The organism is Alphaproteobacteria bacterium (genome assembly GCA_020638555.1).
Taxonomy (GTDB): Bacteria; Pseudomonadota; Alphaproteobacteria; order Bin95; family Bin95; genus JACKII01.
In genome coordinates this window covers 1,011,012-1,032,664 of the sequence record JACKII010000002.1, presented here as the reverse complement: position 1 = coordinate 1,032,664, position 21,653 = coordinate 1,011,012, and the positions used below count along the sequence as shown (strand labels likewise).

Below are 21,653 nucleotides of genomic sequence, written 5' to 3'. Positions count from 1 at the left end.
CTAAGGATGGGACCGGCGCAACACAAGGCCGGGGCAAGCTAGGGCCGCGCCTCGTCCCAAAGTGCCGCGTCGTCGCCGTCCAGGCCCTGCACCAGGTTGGAGACGCCGACGCCGATCAGGCGAAAGGCCATGCCGGTCGCCTCGCGCCGCAGCATGGTCTCGGCCGCAATGAAAATGTCGGTGGCAGACGCGGTCGGTTCGGCCAAAGTGTGGCTGCGGGTGAGAATCTGGAAGCCGGCGGTTTTCAGCTTCAGCACCACGGTCTGGCCGCGATAGGCCTGGGCTTCCAGCCGGCCGGCGACGCGCCCGCACAACCCTTCCAGCCGGGCGGAGAGGGCATCGGCGGCGGCGATGGGGTCCTCGAACGTGGTCTCGTTGGAAATGCTCTTGGTCGGGCGCGAGGGCCTGACGCTGCGCCGGTCGACACCGCGGCAGAACGGGGCGAGGCGCTCGCCGAAACTGCCGTAGCGCTGCTCCAGCACCGCCGGCGGAACCCCGCAGAGTTGGCCGATGCGGCGGATGCCGTCGGCCTCCAGCCGCTCGCGCATCGCACGGCCGACGCCGAAAATCATGCCGACCGGCTTGGTGGCCAGAAACGCCCGCGCCTCGGCCCGGCCGATGACGGCGAAACCGCGGGGCTTGTCCAGGTCCGAGGCCATCTTGGCCAGGAATTTGTTCGCCCCCAGGCCGACCGATATGGTGATGCCCAGCTCGCGCTCGGCCCGGAGCGCCAGGCGGGCGAGTTGCAGGGCGGGCGGTTCCGGGGCGGCGGCCTCCCCCTCCCCCGTGTGTTGCCCGCGGAAATCCAGGAACGCCTCGTCGATGGAAAGCGGCTCGACCAGAGGCGTGACCGCCCGCATCAACGCCCGCATGTCCCGGCCGACGGCCTGATATTTCGCCATGTTGGGCCGCACCACCTGAGCATGGGGACAGGCGACGCGCGCCTTGAACATCGGCATGGCCGAGCGCACCCCATAGCGCCGGGCGATATAGCAGGCCGCGGCGACCACCCCCCGACGCCCGCCGCCGATCACCAGCGGCTGGTCGCGCAGCTCCGGGCGGTCGCGTTTCTCGATCGTGGCATAGAAGGCGTCGCAATCGACATGGGCGACTTGTAGCGAAAACAGCTCGTCGTGCACGATCAGCCGCGGCGAGCCGCAAGCGGAACAGCGCCGGGCGCCGGGCGGCAGGCTGGTTGTCAGGCAATCGCGGCAGAGACCCGGCATGGCGCCCATCGTGCAACAGCGCCAAGCGGCTTTGGCGAATTCGAATGTCAGCGGTAATGATAAATCATTCTGTCGGATTTATCGAACGTGTCGTAAGAACAAAATGAGAGCAAACCGCCCCGCCCGAGGAAGTGGGTGGTGCGTTAAACACTTCCCAACTATTTTTGGTTGCAAATGGTACCGAACTCCGCTCAGGTGAGTGGATTACCGAGAACCCGCAGCACGCCCAACAGCCATGGCACATCGGATTTTGATCGTCGAAGACAACGAATTGAACATGAAACTGTTCAACGATTTGCTGCGCGCCAACGGCTATGAAACCATCCAGACCAATGACGGCGTGTCGGCCATGCGCCTCGCCCGAAGCGAGAAGCCCGACCTGATCCTGATGGACATCCAGTTGCCGGAAGTCTCCGGCCTGGAAGTTGCCAAATGGTTAAAAGCCGACGATCTTCTTTGCCGGATTCCCATTATTGCGGTGACCGCCTTCGCCATGAAGGGCGATGAGGAAAAAATCCGTCAGGGCGGTTGCGAGGATTATCTGTCCAAGCCCATCAAGGTCGCGACATTCATCGAGACGGTTCGCAAACATTTGAACGGTCGTCGTTAACCGGGCGTTCGTGGCAGCCCACTAGCCTCTGCTGCATCGGCGGTGCCGAAAACGCACCGTCGCCTACAGGCACCAGCGCAGCCGGGGCGGAACACCCATGACCGCACGCATTCTCGTCGTCGACGACATCATTGCGAATCGCAAGCTCCTGGAAGCGAAACTGACCGCCGAATACTATGACGTGGCGGCGGTCGCCAGCGGCAAGGAGGCGTTGAGCGCGGTCGAACAGAACGCGCCCGACCTGATCCTGCTGGACGTGATGATGCCGGGCCTTTCCGGCTATGATGTCTGCTCCCGCCTGAAGGCGGACCATCGGTTCAGCCACATTCCGGTGGTGATGGTGACCGCTCTCGATTCGCCGCAGGACATGGTGCGGGGGCTGGAAAGCGGCGCCGACGACTTTCTGACCAAACCGCTGGACAATCTCGCCCTGTTCGCCCGCGTGCGCAATCTCGTGCGCCTGAAGCGAGTGCTGGACGAGTGGCGGTTGCGGGAAAGCGATACCATGGGCGATGTCGGCTATGAGGCGTTGGCCGACGAATCGGTCACCGATGCCCGCCTGTTCCTGATGAGCGACAGCGCCAGCGTGCACGAGATCGTGCAACGGACCGCGGCCGAACTGCAACACGAGGTCGTGGTTTGCCGTCCGGACCAGGCGCCGCCGGGCCAGTTGCTCGACGGGGCGTTCGACCTGATCCTGGCCGACATCGGCTACCAGCCGTTCGACGCCTTGCGGCTGTGCTCCCAGGCGCGCTCGACCGAGGCGACACGGCACCTGCCCTTCATCCTGATCGGCGACCGCAGCGACAGCGAGCGCCTGTACAAGGGGCTGGACCTGGGGGCGAACGAGTGCCTGGTGCGCCCCCTGAACCCGTCGGAGGTCATGGCCCGGCTGAAAACGCAAATCCGCCGGCACCGCCTGCAACTGCGCATCCAGAACCGCCACCACCAGAACCTGAACCACGCGGTCACCGATGCCCTGACCGGGCTCTACAACCGCCATTACATGGACGCGCACCTGGCCCGGCTGCACGCGCGCGCGGTCGGCGACGGCCGGCCGCTGTCGGTGATCGTGTGCGACCTGGACCGGTTCAAGGCCATCAACGACACCTACGGCCACCCCATCGGCGACCAGGTGTTGCGCCATGTCGCGGACAAGCTGTCCGCCGGGGTGCGCTCGCCGGATCTGGTGGCCCGCCAGGGCGGCGAGGAATTCGTCATCGTCCTGCCCAACACGGCGCTGGCGGACGCGGAGCGCGTGGCCGACCGCCTGCGGCGCGCGCTGGCCGAGAGCGCGGTGCCCCTGGCCCGGGAAGGGGCGGTGCTGAAGGTGACGGCCAGCTTCGGCGTCAGCGAAATCGCCTGGGACGAGCCGTCGGCCGACGAGGCCGTGCGGCGGGCGGACGAGGCGCTGTACCAATCCAAACACCAGGGCCGCAACCGGGTGACCGCCATGCCGGCCGGCACCATCGGAGCGCCGCTCCCGGATGCGGCGGCGGCCCTCAGCGCCGCCCGCTGACGCCGCGGCGAGCGATGGCCCGCGCCGCGCGCCGGCCCCTATCCGCCTCCCACATTGCCAACCCCTGCCGAAGCGTCGATGCTGGCCGCCTTTGTGCCAGCCCTGCCGAGGTGCCGTTGCGCGCGATGTCGACCAATCGTCTCGTGTTTTTGATGTGTGCCTTTTTGGGGCTGAACCTGCTGGGCATGCACGCGACGGCCACGCTGCTGCCGTTCTTCATCGAGCAATGGAGCCTGAGCGGCACCGAGGCCGGCTGGCTGAACGGCATCATGGGGCTGACCTCGACCCTGGCCATTCCGTTCCTGACCATCACCGACCGGATCGACGCGCGGCGGGTGATGCTGGCCGGTGCCATCGCCAATGTCGTCGGCTATGGCGGTTTTGCCCTGTTCGCGGACGGGTTCGCCAGCGCCCTGGTGTTTCGCGGCATTCAGGGGCTGGGGTTCGCCGGCACCTATATGGTCGGCGTCAAGGCGATCGGCGACCGGGTGCCGGCGGCGGACCGGCCGCGGGCCACGTCGCGCTACGTTTCCAGCTTTCCGATCTGCGCCAGTTCCAGCGTGGTGATCGCCGCCGAACTGGCGAAGGCGTTCGGCTGGCAGGCCTCCTACGCCCTGCCGGCCATCGCGTCGTCGGTCGCGTTTCTGCTGGCCCTGTTCCTGCTGCGGCCCGCAGCGCCGGAGGCCGGGCCGAAACGCTCGCTGTTCGATCTGGGGCCGATCGTGCGCAACCGGCCGGTGCTGGGCTTCGGCTTCGCCGCGTTCATGCACACGGTCGAGTTGCTGGGCGTGCGCGCCTGGAGCGTCGCCTTCTATGTGTTCGCCGTGACCCTGCACGGCCGGCTGGAGCTGCTGTGGCTGATCCCGGCGGTGACGACGCTGTTGATCCTGATGGGCTCGCCGACCTCGTTTGCGGGCGGCGAGGCGGGCGTGCGGGCCGGCTATGCCCGCGTCACGGCGCTGGTGATGATCGTCTCCGGCCTGTTTGCCTGTCTGGTCGGGTTTGCGGCGGCCTGGCCGTTCTGGCTGCTGCTGCTCCTGATCCTGGGCCACAATCTGTTCGTGCTGGCGGATTCCGGCGTCGTGAACGGCGGCGCCATGGCGGTGGCGGAAGCGGGCAGCCGCGGCACGCTGGTGATGTTCATGGCCCTGGCCAACGCGGCCGGCGGCCTGGTCGGCCCGGTGCTGTTCGGCACCGTGCTGGATCTCACGGGCGGCCCGGAGAGCGTCGCCGGCTGGGGCTGGGCGTTCGCGAGCCTGGGCTTCGCGGTCATCACCGGCGGCGCCATGGTCTGGCTGCTGGCGCGCGGCGCCGACCGCCGCGCGTAGCACAACGCCGACCGTAGAACCTAAAGCGGATTCTTTTCCAGCGGGCTCACCGGCTCAGCATCCCTGTCCTCGCGGAAGCGGGAGCCCATGCCTGAGAGGCAAATTCAGAGTCCGTATCCTGTGAGAAGTTCTCAGGCATGGGCTCCCGCTTGCGCGGGAAATGGGGTAGGAGAGTGAGTCAACCAGTACCGAAAACGCGCTAAAGCCCGTCGACCAGCCGCCCGCCCTCCATGCGCACCACGCGGTCCATGGCCGCGGCCAGGGCCATGTTGTGGGTGGCGACCAGGGCGGCGACGCCGGTCTCGTGCGCCAGGCGCACCAGCTGGTCGGCGACGCGCTCGCCCGTCACCTGGTCCAGATTGCCGGTCGGCTCGTCGGCCAGCAGCACGCGCGGCCGGTTGGCCAGGGCGCGGGCGATGGCGACGCGCTGCTGCTCGCCGCCGGAAAGCTCGGCCGGCCGGTGGCTGGCGCGCTCGGTCAGGCCGACGGAGGCCAGCAACTCCCGCGCCCGCTCCTGGGCCGCCCGCCTGCCGACGCCGGCGATGAGCTGGGGCAGGACGATGTTTTCCAGCGCCGTGAACTCCGGCAGCAGGTGATGGAACTGGAAGACGAAGCCGATCTCCGCCCGCCGCACCGCCGAGCGCTCGGCATCGCTGAGGCGCGCGCAATCGCGGTTGCCGAGCCGCACGGCGCCCCGATCCGGATTGTCGAGCAGGCCCGCAATCTGCAACAGGGTGGATTTGCCGGCGCCGGAGGGCCCCACCAGCGCCACGATCTCGCCTGGCATCAGCCGCAGGTCGAGGCCGTCCAGCACGCGCAGCACATTGCTTCCCTGCCGGTATTCGCGCACCACGCCGGAGAGTTCGAGCGCCGGATCACTCATAGCGCAGCGCCTCCGCCGGTTGCAGGCGGCCGGCCCGCCAACTGGGGTAGAGCGTGGCCAGGATGGACAGGCCGATGCCCATCAACACCACCAGCAGCACCTCGAACGATTCCACCTTGGCCGGCAACTGGCTGAGGAAATAGATCTCGGCCGAGAACAGCTCGCCCCCGGTGAAGTGTTCGAGCCAGCCCTTGATCGTGTTGATGTTCTCGGCGAACGCCAGGCCCAGAACGAAGCCCGCCAGCGTGCCGCTGACCCCGATGGAGGCGCCGTTCAGGAAGAAAATGCGCATGACCATACCGCGGGTCGCGCCCATGGCGCGCAGAATGGCAATGTCGCGGCCCTTGTCCTTCACCAGCATGATCATGGACGAGATGATGTTGAACGCCGCCACCATGATGATGAGGGAGAGGATCAGGAACATGACATTGCGTTCCACCTGCAACGCCTGCACGAAGGCGGCGTTGGCGGTCTGCCAGTCGTTGACCTGGTAAAACGCGCCGCCCGGCAGCACCGCCCGCACCGCGGTTCGCGCCCGCTCCAGATCGTGCGGATCGGCCAGCATGATTTCGATGGCGGACACGCCCGCGCCGGTGCCGAACAGGCGCTGGGCGGTGGTGAGCGGGATGTAGACGAAGCCGGAGTCGTACTCGAACATGCCGACATTGAAGATCGCGGCGACCTCGAACGTCTTGGTGCGCGGCACCGTTCCGAACGGGCTGATATTGCCCTTGGGCGAGATCAGCCGCAGCTTCGAGCCGACGCCGAGGCCCAGCTTGCTCGCCAGCCGGTAGCCGATGACGACCTCGTCGCCGGTGCTGCCGAACCGGTCGAGGCTGCCCTTGACGATGTTGGAGGCGAGGATGGTCCGCTCGTGGATGGCTGGGCCGGAAAGGCCGCGGACGACGACGCCGCTGGTCTGGTCTCCCGCGCCGGTGGCCATGGCCTGGCCTTCGACCATGGGCTCGGCATAGGTGACGCCGGGGACGGCGGCCAGGCGGCTGCGGAGGTCGGGATAGGTGTCGTCGAGCGGCCGGCCATAGGCGCTGACCACCAGATGGGCGTTCACGCCCATGACCCGGTCGAGCAATTCGGCGCGGAAGCCGTTCATCACGCTCATGACGATGATGAGGGTCGCCACCCCCAGCATGATGCCGGCGAACGAGAAGCCGGCGATGACGCTGACGAACCGTTCCTTGCGGCGCGATCCCAGATAGCGCCAAGCCACCGTGCGCTCGAAGGCGGAAAAGATCATGCTATGGCCCTTACAGCTTCATCCCCAGATGGCCTCTAACGCTTTCATCCCGAGTCGCCTGGCGGTTCAAGCCATTCACCCGGCCAGCTTCGCCAGCGCGCTTTCCTGGGAAAGCTCTTCGCGTTCGCCGCTGGCGCGGTTCTTGAGCTCGACCACGCCGTTTTTCAGGCCGCGCGGGCCGACGATCACCTGCCAGGGCAGGCCGATCAGGTCCATGTCGGCGAACTTGCCGCCGGCGCGCTCGTCCCGGTCGTCGTGGAGCGGTTCCTTGCCGGCGGCGGTCAGCTTCGCTTCCAGGTCGGCGCAGGCCGCATCGCACGCGGCATCGCCGGAGCGCAGGTTGATCAGGCCGACCGGGAACGGCGCCACGCTTTCGGGCCAGATGATGCCGGCCTCGTCATGGCTCGCCTCGATGATGCCGCCGACCAGGCGCGAGACGCCGATGCCATAGGAGCCCATCTGCACCGGCGCCTGGCTGCCGTCGGGCATGGAGACAACAGCCCCCAGCGGCTTCGAGTAATTGTCGCCGAAGTAAAAGATATGGCCGACCTCGATACCGCGCCGGGTTTCCAGCTCGTCGGCCGGGATCGGGCAGTTGGCCGGGTCGTGCATCTCGTCCGTGGCGGCATAGATGCCGGTCAGTTCCTGGTACAGCGGCTCCAGGTCGTCGTCATAGGAAATGTCCTGGCGCGACAGGTCCATGTCGAGCCAGCGCTTGTCGCAGAACACTTCCGATTCGCCGGTGTCGGCCAGGATGATGAATTCGTGGCTGAGGTCGCCGCCGATCGGGCCGGTGTCGGCCTTCATCGGGATGGCCTTCAGGCCCAGCCGCTCGAAGGTGCGCAGATAGGCGAGGAACATTTTGTTGTAGGACCGCTTCGCGCCCGCCGCGTCCAGGTCGAAGGAATAGGCGTCCTTCATCAGGAATTCGCGCCCGCGCATGACGCCGAACCGCGGCCGCACCTCGTCCCGGAACTTCCACTGGATGTGGTAGAGGTTCAGCGGCACGTCGCGATAGCTGCGGCAGTGGTGGCGGAAGATGTCGGTGATCACCTCTTCGTTGGTCGGGCCATAGAGCATGTCCCGCTCGTGCCGGTCGGTGATGCGCAACATTTCCAGGCCGTAGTCGTCATAACGGCCGCTTTCCCGCCACAGGTCGGCCGACTGGATCGTCGGCATCAGGAGTTCGTGCGCGCCGGCGCGGTTCTGCTCCTCCCGCACGATCTGCTCGATGTTCTTCAGGACGCGATGGCCCAGCGGCAGCCAGGAGTAGATGCCGGCGGCCTGCTGCTTGATCATGCCGGCGCGCAGCATCAGCCGGTGCGAGACGATCTGCGCTTCCGAAGGGGTTTCCTTCAGCGTCGGCAGGAAATAGCGGGTCAGGCGCATGGAGCGGGCGTCCTTAAGACAAAGACAGCGACGGTTAGGGGGTTCGGCTACCTGTCTGCCCTGCCGCTGTCAATGACGGCGCCGTCGCGCTTGGCGCGGCGGGGCGGGTGCGTTAAGAGCGAGGCCATGAAACAGGAGACCGTACTCATCACCGGCGCCGCCCAGCGCCTCGGCCGTGCCATGGCCCTGGCCGTGGCGGAGCGGGGCTGCCGGGTGGCCGTCCATTACCACACCTCCGCCGCGCCCGCGGAGGCACTGGCCGCCGACATCCGCGCCGCCGGCGGCGAGGCCGTGGCGGTGGCGGCCGACCTGGGCGATGCGGAAGCCGTCGCCGGGCTGGTCGAGGCGGCGGCACAGGCATTGGGGCCGGTGACGGTGCTGGTCAACAATGCCTCCGCCTTCGCCAATGACGACGTTGGCAGCCTGACGGCGAAGGGCTGGCGCCGGCACCTGACCGTCAATGCGGAAGCGCCGGTGTTCCTGGCGCGGGCCATGGCGGCCGCCCTGCCGGTCGCAAGCGACGGCCTGGTGGTCAACATGCTGGACGAGGCGGTGCTGCGGCCGGGGCCGACCTTTTTCAGCTACACCGTCAGCAAGGCCGCACTGGCCGCCGCGACCGAGATGCTGGCGCAGGCGCTGGCGCCGCGGACGCGCGTCAACGGCATCGCGCCGGGCCTGATCCTGAACAGCGGCCACCCCACAGAAGACGCGTTCGAGCGTGCCCATCGCAACACATTGCTGGGCCGCGGCCCCGGTGCCGACGCCATCGTGCGCGCCCTGCTCTATCTGATGGAGGCGGACACGGTGACCGGCCAGATCCTCTATGTCGATGCAGGCAAGCACCTGATGCAGAATCACAAATACCTGCCGGCGAGCGGGTCATGAGCGCCCCCTTCCCCGGCGACTATGAGTGCGTGGCCCTCACCGGCCTGGTGCTGCCCCTGCATATCGGCATCCGCGACTGGGAGCGGCACCCCGACCGCAAGCAGCGGGTGCGGGTGGACGTGGAATGCTACCGCCCGCTGGGCGCGCCGCCCGAACGGATCGACCAGTGCGTGGATTACAGCCGCCTCTACCGGCATGTGACCACGGCCTGGCCGGCGCGCGGCCACACCGACCTGCTGGAGACACTGGCTCACGACCTGCTGGCCTTCGCCTTCGCCGACGAGACCGTGACCGCGGTGCGGGTGCGGCTCGCCAAGCTGGACGTCTATCTGGACGACGCCGTGCCCGTGGTGGAACTGGTGCGGCGGCGATAGCCGTGGCAGCATGGGGCGTTGTTTCCTTACGCCCCTTGAAGGCCCGCCCATGCCGCTTTCCCGCTACAAGCCCGAATGGGCCGGCTCCGCCACCATTGCGCCTTCCGGCCCGGTCGAGGCGGGGTCATGGCAGTCGTTCGAACTGACCTACACCGCCGGCAAGTTCGGAATCGACGACCAGGGCGGTATCGCCATCGTCATGCGCACCGCCTCCGACCAGTCGCGCTTGCAGATCGACGACCCGCAAGGGGCGAGCTATTGCACCGCGGAGGCCTCGAACGGCGCGGTTCTGGCGTTGGACTATGACGGCCGCAACGGCATCCGCCCCTGGTTCAAGCGCCTGCGCGTGCGGGTGGTGAAACACTTCCTGGCGGAGGGCGACACCATCACCATCCGCATCGGCGACCGGCGCTTCGGCGGCCCCGGCATCCGCATGCAGACCTTCTGCGAACCCACCTACGAGTTCAAGGTGCTGGCCGATCCCATCGCCACCACCGATTTCGTCGAACTGCCGGACCAGCCGACACTGGCCATCGTGCCGGGCCTGCCGGAGCGCTGGAAGGCGGTTCTGCCCACCCTGAAACAGCCGGGCGAGCCGTTCCGGCTCGGCCTGAAGGCGGAGGATGTGTGGGGCAATCCCTCCGACCGGATCGAGCGCACGGTCCGGCTGGTGGCCGACCGCCCGGTCGCGGGCTTGCCGGAGAGCGTGACCTTTCGGGCCGGCGAGCGGGCCAAGGTGGTCAAGGGCCTCTCGGTCGCCGACGAGTGCGACCTGGCGATCAGCGTGCTGGCCGCCGACGGCACGCCCCTCGCCACATCAAATGTCTGCCGTATTTCAAGCGACTACCCCTACCGGCAATACTGGAGCGACCTGCACGGCCAGAGTGAGGAGACCGTCGGCACCAACTCGGCCCGCGAGTATTTCGCATTCGCCCGCGACCTGGCCTTTCTCGACCTCGCCGGCCACCAGGGCAACGACTTCCAGATCACCGATGCGTTCTGGGCGGAGTTGAACCGCCTCACCGCCGAATTCGACAGCCCCGGCCGCTTCGTCTGCCTGCCGGGCTTCGAGTGGTCCGGCAACACCAATCTGGGCGGCGACCACAATGTCTGGTACCGCACCGAAGGCCGGCCGATCTTCCGGTCCTCGCGGGCGCTGATCGCCGATGACGGCCAGCCCGAGACCGACGCCTTCACGCTGCCCGACCTGTTCGAACAGTTGCAGGGCGAGGATGCGCTGGTGGTCGCCCATTGCGGCGGCCGCTATGCCGACGTCACCCTGGCCCATGACGGCGCGCTGGAGCCGTCGGTGGAAGTGCATTCGTCCTGGGGCACCTTCCCCTGGATCGTCGACGATGCGCTGAAAAGCGGCTATCGCGTCGGCATCGTCGCCGCCAGCGACGGCCACAAGGGCCGGCTGGGGGCGGAGTATCCGGGGGCGAGCCTGTTCGGCTGCTATGGCGGCTATACCTGCCACCTGATGCCGGACCTCTCGCGCGATGCATTGTTCGAAAGCTTCCGCCGGCGCAACCACTTCGCCACCACCGGCACCCGCCTGTTTATGGAAGCGAGCGTCGACCTGCCCTCCGGCGGCACCATCCACAAACGCAACCCGGACCTGGGCCCGACCGAGACGTGGGAGGCGCAACGGGCGCTGATGGGCGATATCGTGAAGGCAACGGACGACGCGGTGACGTTCACCCTGGATGTCGCCGCCTCCTCCCCCATCGAGCGGATCGAACTGCGCGACGGACTGGAAACCCTGGAGGTGATGCGCCCCTACACCGCCCGCGACCTGGGCGCCCGCATCCGCGTCGTCTGGGAGGGGGCGGAGTATCGCGGCCGCGGCCGCATGGTCTCGTGGGACGGCCATCTCTACCTGCACGGCAACCGCATCCGCCAGGCCCGCGCCATCAATTTCTGGAACGCCGACAACCGGCTGGAAAGCCGCGGCGACACGGGGCTGGCCTGGAAAGCCGTGACCACCGGCAGTTTCGGCGGCGCCGACATCTGGCTGGAGGACGCCGCCGCCGGCCGGATCGAGATCGACACCGCCCAGGGCCGGTTCGAACTGCTGCTGGAGGATATCGGCTTCGAGGACCGGGTGTTCGAATGCGGTGGCCTCGGCAAGCGCCTGCGCGTCTATCGCCTGCCGGAGCGGCTGACCGCCCGCACGCTGCGCTGGAGCCGCAAGCTGGCCGTGCGCGGCCCCGGCGAGGGCGACACCCGCCCCTATGTCTGCCTCACGCAGGAGGACGGCCATCAGGCCTGGAGCAGCCCGATTTACCTGTTCCGGTAAGATACCGGCGCGGCCGCACCGCCCCCGAGCTTTCCCGGAAGCGGCGGAGCCGCTGTCCGGGACCTCCCACCGAACGGCCGGCCGGCGGTCAAGCCGGCCGACACTCCCGCCCCACCGGCCCGCGACGCCGGGCAGGGCGATCCCCGCCCCCTGCCGGATGCAGGGCTGCCATGCGCACTCGCGACCTTGGTGGGGATTGTTCTGCGAGCGGCTCGCACCTATCATCAAACTCCATGCAAGCTTCCGTCCTGATGATTGTCCACCAGCGGCTGTCCTACCCTGGGCGTGTCGGCCAGATGCTCATGGCCCGCGGCTATGCCCTCGACATCCGCTGCCCGAATATCGGCCAGGCGCTGCCGCCGAGCCTCGATCCCTATGCCGCCGTGTTCATGTTCGGCGGGCCGATGTGCGCGCTGGATTGTCACCTGCCGGCGATCCGCCGCGAGCTCGACTGGATGCCGCAAATCCTGGAGGCGGAGAAGCCGTTCCTCGGCATCTGCCTGGGCGCGCAGATGCTGGCGCGGGTGCTGGGCGCCCGCGTCTGGCCGCATCCGGAAGGGCGGGTGGAAATCGGCTACACGCCGATCCAGCCGACGCAGGAGGGCGGCCGGTATTTCGACGGGCCGCTGAAGATTTTCCAGTGGCACCGCGACGGCTTCGACCTGCCGCACGGCGCCACCTTGCTGGCCTCCAGCGAGCATTTCCCGCAACAGGCGATCCGCTATGGCCGCAACGCCTATGGCGTGCAATTCCATCCCGAAGTGACGCCGGACATCATGGAGCGGTGGAGTGTCGGCGGCGGCCATATGCTGCACATGCCGGGCGCGCAGAGCCGGGACGAGCAACTGGCGGACTATCCCCGGTGCGACCCTCTGGCCGCGGCCTGGACCGCGCGCTTCCTCGACCGGCTGCTGGCCGACGATGCCGACCAAGCCGAGGCTGACTCCGGGGAATTGGCGGCCTAGCGGGGCTTTCGGCACTGGTTGCCCCACTCTCCTGCCCCCTCTCCCGCGCAAGCGGGAGCCCATGCCGGAGAGCTTCTCACAGGATACGGACTCTGTATTGGTCTCTCAGGAATGGGTCCCCGCTTGCGCGAGGACAGGGGCGATAGGGTGGTGAGCCCGCGGGAAAAGAACCCGCCCTAGCGGCGCGGCGCCCCCCGGCCCGGCCCAACAGCGTCGGGACCGGGACGGAGGCTCAGAACCGGCGAGCCCGGGCAAGGGTCAGGGGCTTCGCCCGTCACACCACCGGGCACATGCCGCCATCGACATTGATCGCCGTGCCGTTGATGTAGCCGCCCGCATCGCTGGCCAGGAAGCAGGCGAGATTCGCGAACTCCTCCGCCGTGCCCATCCGGCCCATGGGCAGGTTCTTGCCGACATCCGCCAGGAATTCGTCCAGCGTCTTGGACTGGTCGCCGGCCTTCCAGCGGCGGACGTGCTGATCGGAGACGATCAGGCCGGTGTTCATGGCGTTGACCAGCACGTTGAACGGCGCCCCCTCGCCCGCCAGAACCTTGCTGAGGGCCATGCCGGCGGCGCGTGTCACCGCTGTCGGAGCACCGCCGGCGCGCGGCGCCTTGGCGCCGGTGTTCAGCACGTTGATGATGCGGCCCCAGCGCCGCTCCTTCATCGCAGGCAGGCAGAGCCGGCTCATGCGCACCTGCGCCATCAGCTTCAGGGCGAGATCGGCCTCCCAGATTTCGTCGGTGATGTCCTCGAACTTGCCGGTCTGCGACTGGCCGGCATTGTTGACGAGGATGTCCACCTGACCGAACTGCGCCACGGCGCCGTCGTAAAGCGCCTGGCACTGGGCCGGGTCGGTGACGTCGGTGGCAATGGCCTTGGCTGCCCCCTGCACCTTGGCGTTGATCTGGGCTTCGGCTTCGGCACAGGTGGCGGCGTCGCGGGCGGCGAGCACCACTTTGGCGCCCGACTCGGCAAACTTGCTGGCCATGGCGAAGCCCAGCCCCTTGCTGCCGCCGGTGATAATGGCGGTTCGGCCGTCTAGTCTCACATCCATCGTTCGGGTTCCTCCCAGGGTTCGGATCGGGAGATTAGAGGCCGGCGGGGCGCTACGATCAAGCCACCCTTGGACCTTCGGCCAAAACGTGGCATGCAGTCGGGCGCCCTTGCCCCAGAGCGATCATGACCGAACCGCCAAGCCCTTCCCCCTCCGCCCCTGCGCAGTCGTCGGCCCAACATGCCCGGATCGGCCGATGGCCGCCCATGGCCCGGGTCGCCTTGCCGGTGGCGCTGGCCATCGGCATCGGCGTCGGCTGGATGATCGCCGGCGGCGCCGCCTCTCCCCCGCCGGAACTGGCAAACCGCATGGACGCGCTGGAACGGCGCCTTTCGGTCGAGGTGGAACAGCGCAATGCCCACGCCGCGAGCCTGGCCCGCGGATTTGTCCGGACCGAGGATTCCCTGTCGCGACGGATCGACGATCTGGCGCAGAACCTCGCCGAACGCGCACCGCCGGCGGAAAACGGCCCGGCGAGCGGCGGCGGTGACGATGGGCAGGTGCTGGCTGCCGTTCAAACCGACCTCGCGGCCCTGGCCGACCGGGTGGCCGCCATCGAAACGGCCCTGCAGGAGGCCGCAGCCCGGCCAGCCCCCTCCCCGCCGGCTCCCGCTTCCCCGACGGTGTCTTCCCCCGCAGTGTCTTCCCCCGCGGCGTCTTCCCCCATGGTGTCTGCATCGGACGGCGACCTTGCGGCGCTCAACCGGCGGCTCGGCAGTCTGGAGCAGGCGAGCAGAACCGCACTCGGCGCGCTGGACCAGGCCATCCAGGCGTTGAGCCGGCGCGCGGACAATCTGAAAGACCGCGACGAGGCGCTGGCCAAGGACCTGGAGTCCACCCGGCTGGCGCTGGATGCGGAACTGGCGGACTGGCGCGACCGAGGCGCGCCGCCTCTGGAGCGCCTTGCCGTGCTGCTGGCGGGCCACAGCATCCGCTTTTCCGAAGGCAATCGCTTCGCCGACCCGGACGCCGCCGACGCGCTTATGCGCAAGGTCGCAGGCTGGTTGGCGGAGGCCGGCCCGACGATCGGCCTGCGCATTGTCGGCTATGCGGATATCGACGGCTCCGGTGAGCCTTCCAACCGCATCACCTCCCAGAAACGCGCCGACGCCGTGCGCGAGGCGCTGGTTCGCCTTGGCGTCGACGGCAATCGGCTGGTGGCCGTCGGCCGGTCGACCGAGGACCGGCTGGTCAATGACGACTCCGGTGGCAACGCCAACCGGCGTGTGGCGTTCGAGCCCTTCTTTCGCGAGGGTTCGACCTGACCGGTCGGCGCCACACACGGGGATCGGCTATGAACGACACACAAAAAGCGCGGGCAACCGACAGACAATAGGGAGCTTGGCATGGCAGCCGACGATCGTGATCGCAGTCTCGACGAAGCACGGGATATCCTGTTCGGTGCGCAGCAGCGCGCCCAGGAAAGCCGCCTGGCGCAGATCGAAGCCAACCTGACCTGGAAAGCCGCCAACGCGGCAGCGCTGATCGAGGACCTCGACCGGCGCGTGACCGAACGGCTCGACCGGACGGTCGAGCCCTTGCTGGCGCGGATTGCCGACCTGGAAGCGCGGCTCGCGGCGCTGGAAGCGCAGAACAAGGCGGCGCTCGAAGCGCAAAACAAGGATGACGCCGGCAATGACTGACCCGATGCGCCGCAACGACCCCGGCGAGGCCGAGCGGCTGAAAGAGGCCCTGCTGGGGCCGGAACTGGCCCAGTTGCGCGATCTGGTGCAACGCTATGGCGACGATGCCGCGCTGGCCGAGAGCGTGCGGCGCGTGATCGTCGACGTGCTGCGCAAGGCCGGCGTGCAGGACCACGACCGGGTGGCCGAGGCGCTGGCACCGCTGGTGGTCGAGACGGTGGCCCAGGAAATCCCGCGCCAGCACAGCCGGATTGCGCACTCGCTGCTGCCTTACGCCAACCGCCTGTTCGCGCTCGGCGCCGGCGGCGCGGTCACCGGGCTGGCCCGCGTCGTGGAGGCCGTGGCCTCGCCCGTGGTCTGGGTGCAGCGGCTGCGGGGGCTGGTGCGCGGCCAGCCGACGGGAGTGGTGCGCCTGGGCCGGCGCCTGTGGTTCGAAGGCATGGCACTGCTGAGCGAGACCCGCGACATCGACGTGTTCAGCGATTTCCCGCCGGACCGGATCCTGAGCTTCCGCGCGGCCGCCGCGGCGCATTTGCGCTCGGCCGGCGACGGCTTGCTGCTGTCGAACCACCAAGGCTACCACTGGATGGTGCGCCTGAACGGTATGGTCTGGGTGGTCGTCGCCCATGGCGGACGGGCAGCCGGCATCGGCGATCGGCTGGCCCAGATTTTCGGCGAGTTCGAGCGCCACTGGCACGACACGATCGAGCACATGGTCGACGAGCCTCCGGGTCCGGTGCTGGCCGCGAATATGGCCCGCGACCTGGAAGGCCGCTGCCGCGCGGCCTTCGGCACCGCGCCCGGCGATCCGCTGCCGCGCCCGCGCCCCTGGTTCGGCTATGCGGTGCTGGCGGCGGGTCTCGCGGCCCTGGTGGCCTGGGGCGGCTGGCAGGCCTGGATGGCGCGCCAGGACCGGCAAATGGTGGCAGAGGCCGAAGCGGCGTTGAAGGACCAGCCCGCCCTGGCCCGCCTGCCGCTTTCGATCCGCTACGACCGGGAGGGCGAGCGGCTCATCGTGCGCGGCGTCGTCGCCGACCGGGCCTTGCCGGAACAGGTCGAAAGCGCGCTGAAAAGCGCCATGCCGGGCCGGGCGGTCGACGTGCTGCTGATCGCGCCGCCGCCGGTACCGAAGCCCGTGATCCGGGAGGTGAAGCCCGCCACCGGTTCGACCGAGCTGGCCAAACAGACGGCGGATCTCGCCAACCGGCTGAACGCGGCGGAACGACAGATCGCGCAACTCAACCTGCAAGCCTGGTTCGACCAGCAGATCATCCGCTTCAGCACCAACATCGAATTTTACGATCCCGCGCTGGTGGATCAGCAGATCCAGGCGATTGTCGGCCTGTTCCGCGACTGGCCGCCGGAATTCAACCTGCGCATCGTCGGCTATTCCGATGCGACCGGCAGCGCGGGCGCACAGGACAAGGTGGCGCTGGATCGGGCGCTGGCGGTGATGAAGGCGCTGATCGGCGCGGGCGTGCCGCCGACGCGGCTGATGGCCGTGGGCCGCGGCGCCACCAAGCCGCTGTCCTTCATCCAGGGCGACAACAGCATCAACCGGCGCGTGGAGTTCGAGGTCTATACGCCGACCGCGCTCGGCGGCTAACATCCGTCGGGAGATATCCCCTTCCCGGACGGAGACAGACCAGCATGGCGCACACGGCCTTTATCGGCGTCGGCAATATGGGCGGCCCCATGGCCCGCAATCTGGCGCGAAGCGGACGGGAGGTGAAGGTGTTCGACCTCTCGCCCGCCGCGATGCAGGCGGCCACGGAGGGCGGCGCCGTGCCGAGCCAGTCCGTCGCCCAGGCGGTGGAGGGCGCCGGCACCGTCATCACCATGCTGCCGGAAGGCAAGCACGTGAAGGCGGCCTATCTGGACGAGGGCGGGATTTTCGATCACGCCGAACCGGGCACGCTGTTCGTCGACTGCTCCACCATCGACGTCGCCACGGCCCGCGAAGTGGCGGCGGCGGCCAGGGCACGCGGCTTCCGCATGATCGACGCGCCCGTCTCCGGCGGCACGGTGGGGGCGGATGCGGCCAGCCTCACCTTCATGGTCGGCGGCGCGGCGTCCGACCTGGAGGAAGCGCGGCCGCAACTGGAGACCATGGGCAAGCTGATCGTCCATTGCGGCGGCAACGGCAATGGCGAGGCGGTGAAAATCTGCAACAACATGATCGGCGGCATCGCCATGATCGCGGTCTCGGAGGCGTTCTGCCTGGGCCAGCGGCTGGGCGTCAGCGTGGAGGACATGCAGCGCGTCATTGCCGCCTCTTCCGGCTCGTGCGTCGCCGTCACCGACTACCTGCCCCTGCCCGGCCCAACGCCCAAGTCGCCGGCGAATTTCGGCTACAAGCCCGGCTTCATGACCAAGCTGATGCTGAAGGACATGCGGCTCTCGCAAATGGCCGCGGTCGAGACCGGCCAGCCCTCGCCGCTGGGCGCGCAGGCGGCGATGCTCTATGCCATGGCCGAGCAGGAAGGCCTCGGCGAACTGGATTTTTCCTCCATCATCAAACTGTTCGATAAAGGGATGGCCTGAAATGCCCTTGCGTATGCGCCAAATCTGCCTGGTCGCCCACGACCTGGCCGCGACCGAAAAAGCCTTTGCCGACGTGCTGGACCTGGCCGTCTGCTTCCGCGACCCGGCCGTCGGCCGCTGGGGGCTGGAGAATTTCCTGTCGCCCGTAGGGTTCTCGTTCCTGGAAGTGGTGGCCCCCATGGCCGACAAGCAGCCGGAGGAGACCGCCGCCGGCCGCTATCTGGAGCGGCGCAAGGGCGATGGCGGCTATATGGTCATCCTCCAGGCGAGCGACGACCTGCACCCGCGGCTCTATGAGCGCCTGCCGGAGCTGGGCGTGCGGATCGCGACCGAGATGGACTATGGCGACTTCCGCGGCGTGCAACTGCATCCGCGCGATGTCGGCGGCGCGATTCTCTCCATCGACCGCAACGACATCCATCCGGGCGAGCCGGATCGTCCGGACCAGCCCTGGCACCCGGCCGGCACGAAATGGCCGGACATGGCGCCCTCCCGGCTCATCACCGGCTTCCGTGCCGCCGAGTTGCAGAGCGCCGACCCGGAAGCGCTCGCCCGGCGCTGGTCGGAGGTGCTGGACCGGCCGCTGGCCGTCGACGCCCGCGCCCATCCCTGCCTGGAACTGCACGACGCGACGCTGCGCTTCGTCGAGGCCCGCGATGGCCGCGGCGAAGGGCTGGGTGGGCTGGACCTGGTCTGTGCCGATCCGGCCGAGGTGGTGCGCCGCGCCCAGGCCAGCGGCTTCCCGGTCGAAGACGACACGGTCACGCTCTGCGGCATGCGCCTGCGGCTGGTGTAGGGAAGCGCTCGCGGCGGGTTGGCGGGCGCCTCCGCAACAAACGGCGGAGGAGCGACCCACCAGAAGCGTGGCGCCGTCTCGACTGGTTTTGAAGACCAGGCCGGCCGCGGACCGGATCCTTCCACCGCCGATTTCGAGCGCCGATGCAATCGGAGCGTGTCTCAGGCCCCGGGCTGGCGAGAAACGGCGCGCCGAAACGCAGTCCGAAGTATTGGCGGAGGGAGTGGAGTCAGACCCAAGACAGCGTGGGCGCCGTCTCGACTGGTTTTGAAGACCAGGCCGGCCACCGGACCGGATTCCTCTCTCCACCGCCGATCTTGCCGAGCCCAGGCGGATGCTTACGGAAACCGATCCTGGGGCCTGCGTCATCGTCTGTGTCAGGCCTGCCCCAGGACCGCTGGCCCAGGTGTGGAAGACAGGCGCGCCTCCCCGAGCCGGCTCCGGCTCAAGAGCCGAGGGGTATACACCTTGGAGAGGCGCGGCGGGTGGGGCGCAGGCTGGGCGGCGCCCGCACTGCGGTCGGCGGCAGACCGCAGGCGGACAAGTCTGGGCGCGCGCAGGCGGCGCGCACTGCGGTGGCGCGATCAAGTGGTGATGACCACGGCGACCACCAGCAAGCCGCCCGCCGCCGGGAACACCCAGGCTGCGCCACCGCGTCGACCAGGGCGCCGAAGACGACGCCGGCCAGGCCGGAGCCGATGGACAGGCCGACAAAGACGAAGCCGAACACCCGGCCGCTGCCGCCCGGCGGCGTGATCGCCGGACCATCAGGTCGCGGGCCGGCAACACGACGCCGAAGCCGAAGCCGGAGCGATGAAGATCGCGAACAGCATCACGCCCTGCGGTGACAGGACCGGCGGCAGCACCATCAGCGCCGCGGCGAACACCAGGCAGATGGCGGCGGTCAGTCCGTGGCGCTCGAACCGCTCGGCAATGACGCCGCCGGCGGAATGCCGGCCGCGATGGCGAACTGGTAGGCGCTCAACACCTGGGCGGCGCCGGCCTCGTCGGTCAGGCCCATCTTCACCATGGCGACCACGCCCTGGCTGCCAATGCCGCCGGTCGCCAGCCCGTAGACCGCCAGGAACAGAAATACAGCAGCACCGGCGCGGTCAGCAGCACGGGCAGGATTTCTCACCGGCACCTTGGCCTTCGGCTCCGCGCGTTCGCCGGCCAGGGCGTCGCCCTGCACCAGGATCACCGCCGCGGCGATCAACCCAGCAATCCCACCACGATGAAGGCCATGCGCCAGTCGAAGGCCGCAGCCAGCCGACCATGGCGACCGGCGCGACGCCGCCGCCGAAAAAGCCGGAGAAGGTGTGCAGGAATAGGCACGGCCAGGCGCTTTTCCTGCACCTTGGCGGCGATGATCGCATAGTCGACCGGATGGAACACGGCATTGCCGACGCCGGCCAGCACGGCGAACAGGGCGAAGCTCCAGAACCCGTCGGCCAGCCCGATGGCGGCAATGGCGGCGGCGTTGAGGCCAAGGCCTGCCGCCAGCATCTGGCGCGCGCCGATCTTGTCGAGCAGAACACCGACCGGCGCCTGCAACACGCCACCGATCCAGGAGTATCCGGCAATCGCGCCGCCGAGCATGGCGAAGCCCACCTCGAACTCGCGCGCGAAGATCGGCAGCATCGGCGGCAGGCAGAGAATATAGAAATGGCTCAAAAAATGCCCGATGCCGATCAGGGACAGCACCCGGGTCTCGCTGGCGGGCTGGGCGACGACGGTGGTCATGGGGCGGCCTCTTGCTGGCGCGGTTGGAGCGGAACCCTATGCCAGTGTGCCCGACCAATCCAAGCCGGTTTTCCATTTTTGCCGACAAGCCGACTTGCTTTGAAAGGCGGAATGCCACAACCTGTTAGTGTTTTTAACCACAATCATAACGGGCATCCGTGAACCTCGCCTGCCGCCCTGCCCTGCTTCTGCTCTTCAGCCAGTCCGCGCGGCTCGCGGGTCCGACCCTGGCCCTGTTGCTGCTGGCGGCGCACTGGCCGGCGGAGGCGTTCGGACGGTTCCGCAGCGGCCTATGCGCTGGCGTCCCTGCTGGGCCTGTTGCCGGCAACCGGGCTCTCGGCCTGGCTGTTGGACCGGAGCGCACGCCAGCCGGCAGCAGCACGGGCAATGCTGCGTCGGGCCTGGCGGATGCTGTCGGGGCTGGGTTTGCCGGTCCTGGGGCTGGCGGCAGCCGTCGCCGCGCTGGCCCCCGGCTATGACGCGCGAACGCTGGTGCCGCTGACCGCGGCCATGCTGCTGGCGGGCGCGGTGGATTGTGCCATTGCCGCCCTGCGGGCGCAGAAGCGCGAGGGCAGCGTGGCGGCCAGCGCCCTGCCCGCCAATCTGGCCCTGCTCGCCGCCGTGCTGCTACTGGAAGGCCGGGGGCGGAAGCGTTGCGCTCGCCTGGCTGGCGGTTCGGGGCGTGCAGGTCGCTCTTTTGGCGGCGATGACGGCACGGGTCCTGCCATCGGCGACGGCGGCCGCTCCGCCGGTTGAGCCATGCTGGCCGTTTTTCGCGAGCCAGAGTGCCGGGGTGATCTATGGTCAGGCGGATACGCTGCTGGTGCAGTCGGTGGCCGGCGACGCGGCGACCGGCGTCTATGCCATCGCGGTGCGCCTGTTGCAGCTGGCCGGGTTTGCGGCCCAGACGCTGGCGCAATGGTTCCAGCCGCGCCTCGCCGCCACCGCCATCGACGGCCGCGACTGGCAAACCCAGCGGCAGAGACTGCGGCTGGCGCTGGCGGCAGTGGGCGGCGGCGGTGCGTTGGGTCTCGCCCTGGCGGTGCCGCCCGCTGCCCGTTAGTGCTGGGGCCGGCCTACGCGGCGGCTCCGACGGTGATCGTGGTGGCCGGCCTGCTGCTGGCCGCCCGGTGCTTC

The 21,653-nt window shown here is 68.6% G+C and carries 21 protein-coding genes and 1 tRNA gene; 14 read left to right on the top strand and 8 right to left on the bottom strand.

Annotated elements, in window-relative coordinates; genetic code table 11:
• Positions 1-38 precede the first annotated feature (38 nt).
• Positions 39-1,226, bottom strand: coding sequence for a DNA polymerase IV (locus H6844_10670; GenBank protein MCB9929859.1), 1,188 nt, complete (start codon positions 1,224-1,226; stop codon positions 39-41).
• Positions 1,227-1,461: 235 nt separating this feature from the next.
• Between H6844_10670 and H6844_10665 the strand changes: the two genes are divergently transcribed.
• From H6844_10665 to H6844_10655, 3 genes are all read left to right on the top strand, one after another.
• A complete protein-coding gene (locus H6844_10665; GenBank protein ID MCB9929858.1) occupies positions 1,462-1,836 on the top strand; it encodes a response regulator in 375 nt (124 codons plus the stop codon).
• A 97-nt stretch (positions 1,837-1,933) separates the two neighbouring features.
• Positions 1,934-3,355 carry a PleD family two-component system response regulator gene (locus tag H6844_10660; GenBank protein ID MCB9929857.1) on the top strand — a complete coding sequence of 474 codons (1,422 nt, stop codon included), beginning with the start codon at positions 1,934-1,936 and terminating at the stop codon, positions 3,353-3,355.
• Between the two features lie 125 nt (positions 3,356-3,480).
• Complete coding sequence (locus tag H6844_10655) at positions 3,481-4,683, top strand: MFS transporter (GenBank protein MCB9929856.1); 1,203 nt, start codon at positions 3,481-3,483, stop codon at positions 4,681-4,683.
• A gap of 199 nt (positions 4,684-4,882) precedes the next feature.
• Here the strand turns inward: H6844_10655 and H6844_10650 are convergent, their stop codons facing one another.
• The 3 genes from H6844_10650 to H6844_10640 all read right to left on the bottom strand — a co-directional run bounded on the left by H6844_10650 (position 4,883) and on the right by H6844_10640 (position 8,210).
• Entirely contained in the window at positions 4,883-5,566 is a 684-nt protein-coding gene (locus H6844_10650; GenBank protein ID MCB9929855.1) for an ABC transporter ATP-binding protein, read from the bottom strand.
• On the bottom strand, positions 5,559-6,821 hold the full coding sequence (locus tag H6844_10645; GenBank protein MCB9929854.1) for a lipoprotein-releasing ABC transporter permease subunit: 1,263 nt from the start codon (positions 6,819-6,821) through the stop codon (positions 5,559-5,561). Before H6844_10645 ends, H6844_10650 begins: the two co-directional genes overlap by 8 nt.
• 75 nt (positions 6,822-6,896) lie before the next feature.
• The gene (locus tag H6844_10640; protein ID MCB9929853.1) at positions 6,897-8,210 is read right to left on the bottom strand and encodes a proline--tRNA ligase; all 1,314 of its coding nucleotides are present in this window, start codon (positions 8,208-8,210) and stop codon (positions 6,897-6,899) included.
• A gap of 126 nt (positions 8,211-8,336) precedes the next feature.
• Here H6844_10640 and H6844_10635 point away from each other — a divergent pair, with 126 nt between their 5' ends.
• The 4 genes from H6844_10635 to H6844_10620 all read left to right on the top strand — a co-directional run bounded on the left by H6844_10635 (position 8,337) and on the right by H6844_10620 (position 12,733).
• Complete coding sequence (locus H6844_10635) at positions 8,337-9,095, top strand: SDR family oxidoreductase (protein MCB9929852.1); 759 nt, start codon at positions 8,337-8,339, stop codon at positions 9,093-9,095.
• Entirely contained in the window at positions 9,092-9,469 is a 378-nt protein-coding gene (locus H6844_10630; protein ID MCB9929851.1) for a dihydroneopterin aldolase, read from the top strand. Before H6844_10635 ends, H6844_10630 begins: the two co-directional genes overlap by 4 nt.
• A 49-nt stretch (positions 9,470-9,518) precedes the next feature.
• Positions 9,519-11,768, top strand: coding sequence for a DUF3604 domain-containing protein (locus tag H6844_10625; GenBank protein MCB9929850.1), 2,250 nt, complete (start codon positions 9,519-9,521; stop codon positions 11,766-11,768).
• Between the two features lie 233 nt (positions 11,769-12,001).
• On the top strand, positions 12,002-12,733 hold the full coding sequence (locus H6844_10620) for a glutamine amidotransferase (protein MCB9929849.1): 732 nt from the start codon (positions 12,002-12,004) through the stop codon (positions 12,731-12,733).
• A gap of 274 nt (positions 12,734-13,007) precedes the next feature.
• Here H6844_10620 and H6844_10615 read toward each other — a convergent pair whose 3' ends face one another.
• A complete protein-coding gene (locus H6844_10615) occupies positions 13,008-13,790 on the bottom strand; it encodes an SDR family oxidoreductase (GenBank protein ID MCB9929848.1) in 783 nt (260 codons plus the stop codon).
• Between the two features lie 206 nt (positions 13,791-13,996).
• Between H6844_10615 and H6844_10610 the strand changes: the two genes are divergently transcribed.
• From H6844_10610 to H6844_10590, 5 genes are all read left to right on the top strand, one after another.
• Positions 13,997-15,055, top strand: a complete 1,059-nt coding sequence (locus H6844_10610; GenBank protein MCB9929847.1) for an OmpA family protein — start codon at positions 13,997-13,999, stop codon at positions 15,053-15,055.
• A gap of 81 nt (positions 15,056-15,136) precedes the next feature.
• A complete protein-coding gene (locus tag H6844_10605) occupies positions 15,137-15,433 on the top strand; it encodes a hypothetical protein (protein ID MCB9929846.1) in 297 nt (98 codons plus the stop codon).
• Positions 15,426-17,039, top strand: coding sequence for an OmpA family protein (locus H6844_10600; protein ID MCB9929845.1), 1,614 nt, complete (start codon positions 15,426-15,428; stop codon positions 17,037-17,039). The genes H6844_10605 and H6844_10600 overlap by 8 nt, the downstream gene beginning before the upstream one ends.
• Positions 17,040-17,083: 44 nt before the next feature.
• Entirely contained in the window at positions 17,084-17,977 is an 894-nt protein-coding gene (gene mmsB, locus H6844_10595; GenBank protein ID MCB9929844.1) for a 3-hydroxyisobutyrate dehydrogenase, read from the top strand.
• Position 17,978: 1 nt separating this feature from the next.
• Entirely contained in the window at positions 17,979-18,773 is a 795-nt protein-coding gene (locus H6844_10590) for a VOC family protein (GenBank protein ID MCB9929843.1), read from the top strand.
• Between the two features lie 212 nt (positions 18,774-18,985).
• On the opposite strand, the gene H6844_10585 is transcribed toward H6844_10590, so the two are convergent.
• The 3 genes from H6844_10585 to H6844_10575 form a co-directional block, all read right to left on the bottom strand.
• Positions 18,986-19,080, bottom strand: a tRNA-Sec gene (locus H6844_10585).
• 597 nt (positions 19,081-19,677) lie between these two features.
• Complete coding sequence (locus tag H6844_10580; GenBank protein MCB9929842.1) at positions 19,678-19,989, bottom strand: hypothetical protein; 312 nt, start codon at positions 19,987-19,989, stop codon at positions 19,678-19,680.
• A complete protein-coding gene (locus H6844_10575; GenBank protein ID MCB9929841.1) occupies positions 19,986-20,516 on the bottom strand; it encodes an MFS transporter in 531 nt (176 codons plus the stop codon). The genes H6844_10580 and H6844_10575 overlap by 4 nt, the downstream gene beginning before the upstream one ends.
• A gap of 387 nt (positions 20,517-20,903) precedes the next feature.
• On the opposite strand from H6844_10575, the gene H6844_10570 reads away from it, so the two are divergent.
• Together H6844_10570 and H6844_10565 are read left to right on the top strand one after the other, a co-directional pair.
• Positions 20,904-21,272 (top strand): hypothetical protein, encoded by a 369-nt coding sequence (locus tag H6844_10570; GenBank protein MCB9929840.1) that lies wholly within the window; start codon positions 20,904-20,906, stop codon positions 21,270-21,272.
• A gap of 37 nt (positions 21,273-21,309) precedes the next feature.
• The gene (locus H6844_10565; protein MCB9929839.1) at positions 21,310-21,579 is read left to right on the top strand and encodes a hypothetical protein; all 270 of its coding nucleotides are present in this window, start codon (positions 21,310-21,312) and stop codon (positions 21,577-21,579) included.
• Positions 21,580-21,653: the final 74 nt, after the last annotated feature.

Excerpts from the sequence above, each read along its gene's own strand:
- H6844_10650 (MCB9929855.1), bottom strand. The coding sequence starts at position 5,566 with ATGAGTGATCCGGCGCTCGAACTCTCCGGCGTGGTGCGCGAATACCGG.
- H6844_10615 (MCB9929848.1), bottom strand. The coding sequence starts at position 13,790 with ATGGATGTGAGACTAGACGGCCGAACCGCCATTATCACCGGCGGCAGC.
- H6844_10670 (MCB9929859.1), bottom strand. The coding sequence starts at position 1,226 with ATGCCGGGTCTCTGCCGCGATTGCCTGACAACCAGCCTGCCGCCCGGC.
- H6844_10640 (MCB9929853.1), bottom strand. The coding sequence starts at position 8,210 with ATGCGCCTGACCCGCTATTTCCTGCCGACGCTGAAGGAAACCCCTTCG.
- H6844_10635 (MCB9929852.1), top strand. The coding sequence starts at position 8,337 with ATGAAACAGGAGACCGTACTCATCACCGGCGCCGCCCAGCGCCTCGGC.
- H6844_10605 (MCB9929846.1), top strand. The coding sequence starts at position 15,137 with ATGGCAGCCGACGATCGTGATCGCAGTCTCGACGAAGCACGGGATATC.
- H6844_10630 (MCB9929851.1), top strand. The coding sequence starts at position 9,092 with ATGAGCGCCCCCTTCCCCGGCGACTATGAGTGCGTGGCCCTCACCGGC.
- H6844_10590 (MCB9929843.1), top strand. The coding sequence starts at position 17,979 with ATGCCCTTGCGTATGCGCCAAATCTGCCTGGTCGCCCACGACCTGGCC.
- H6844_10620 (MCB9929849.1), top strand. The coding sequence starts at position 12,002 with ATGCAAGCTTCCGTCCTGATGATTGTCCACCAGCGGCTGTCCTACCCT.
- H6844_10610 (MCB9929847.1), top strand. The coding sequence starts at position 13,997 with ATGGCCCGGGTCGCCTTGCCGGTGGCGCTGGCCATCGGCATCGGCGTC.
- H6844_10645 (MCB9929854.1), bottom strand. The coding sequence starts at position 6,821 with ATGATCTTTTCCGCCTTCGAGCGCACGGTGGCTTGGCGCTATCTGGGA.
- H6844_10625 (MCB9929850.1), top strand. The coding sequence starts at position 9,519 with ATGCCGCTTTCCCGCTACAAGCCCGAATGGGCCGGCTCCGCCACCATT.
- H6844_10665 (MCB9929858.1), top strand. The coding sequence starts at position 1,462 with ATGGCACATCGGATTTTGATCGTCGAAGACAACGAATTGAACATGAAA.
- H6844_10660 (MCB9929857.1), top strand. The coding sequence starts at position 1,934 with ATGACCGCACGCATTCTCGTCGTCGACGACATCATTGCGAATCGCAAG.
- H6844_10655 (MCB9929856.1), top strand. The coding sequence starts at position 3,481 with ATGTCGACCAATCGTCTCGTGTTTTTGATGTGTGCCTTTTTGGGGCTG.
- H6844_10570 (MCB9929840.1), top strand. The coding sequence starts at position 20,904 with ATGCTGCGTCGGGCCTGGCGGATGCTGTCGGGGCTGGGTTTGCCGGTC.
- H6844_10600 (MCB9929845.1), top strand. The coding sequence starts at position 15,426 with ATGACTGACCCGATGCGCCGCAACGACCCCGGCGAGGCCGAGCGGCTG.
- H6844_10575 (MCB9929841.1), bottom strand. The coding sequence starts at position 20,516 with ATGACCACCGTCGTCGCCCAGCCCGCCAGCGAGACCCGGGTGCTGTCC.
- mmsB (MCB9929844.1), top strand. The coding sequence starts at position 17,084 with ATGGCGCACACGGCCTTTATCGGCGTCGGCAATATGGGCGGCCCCATG.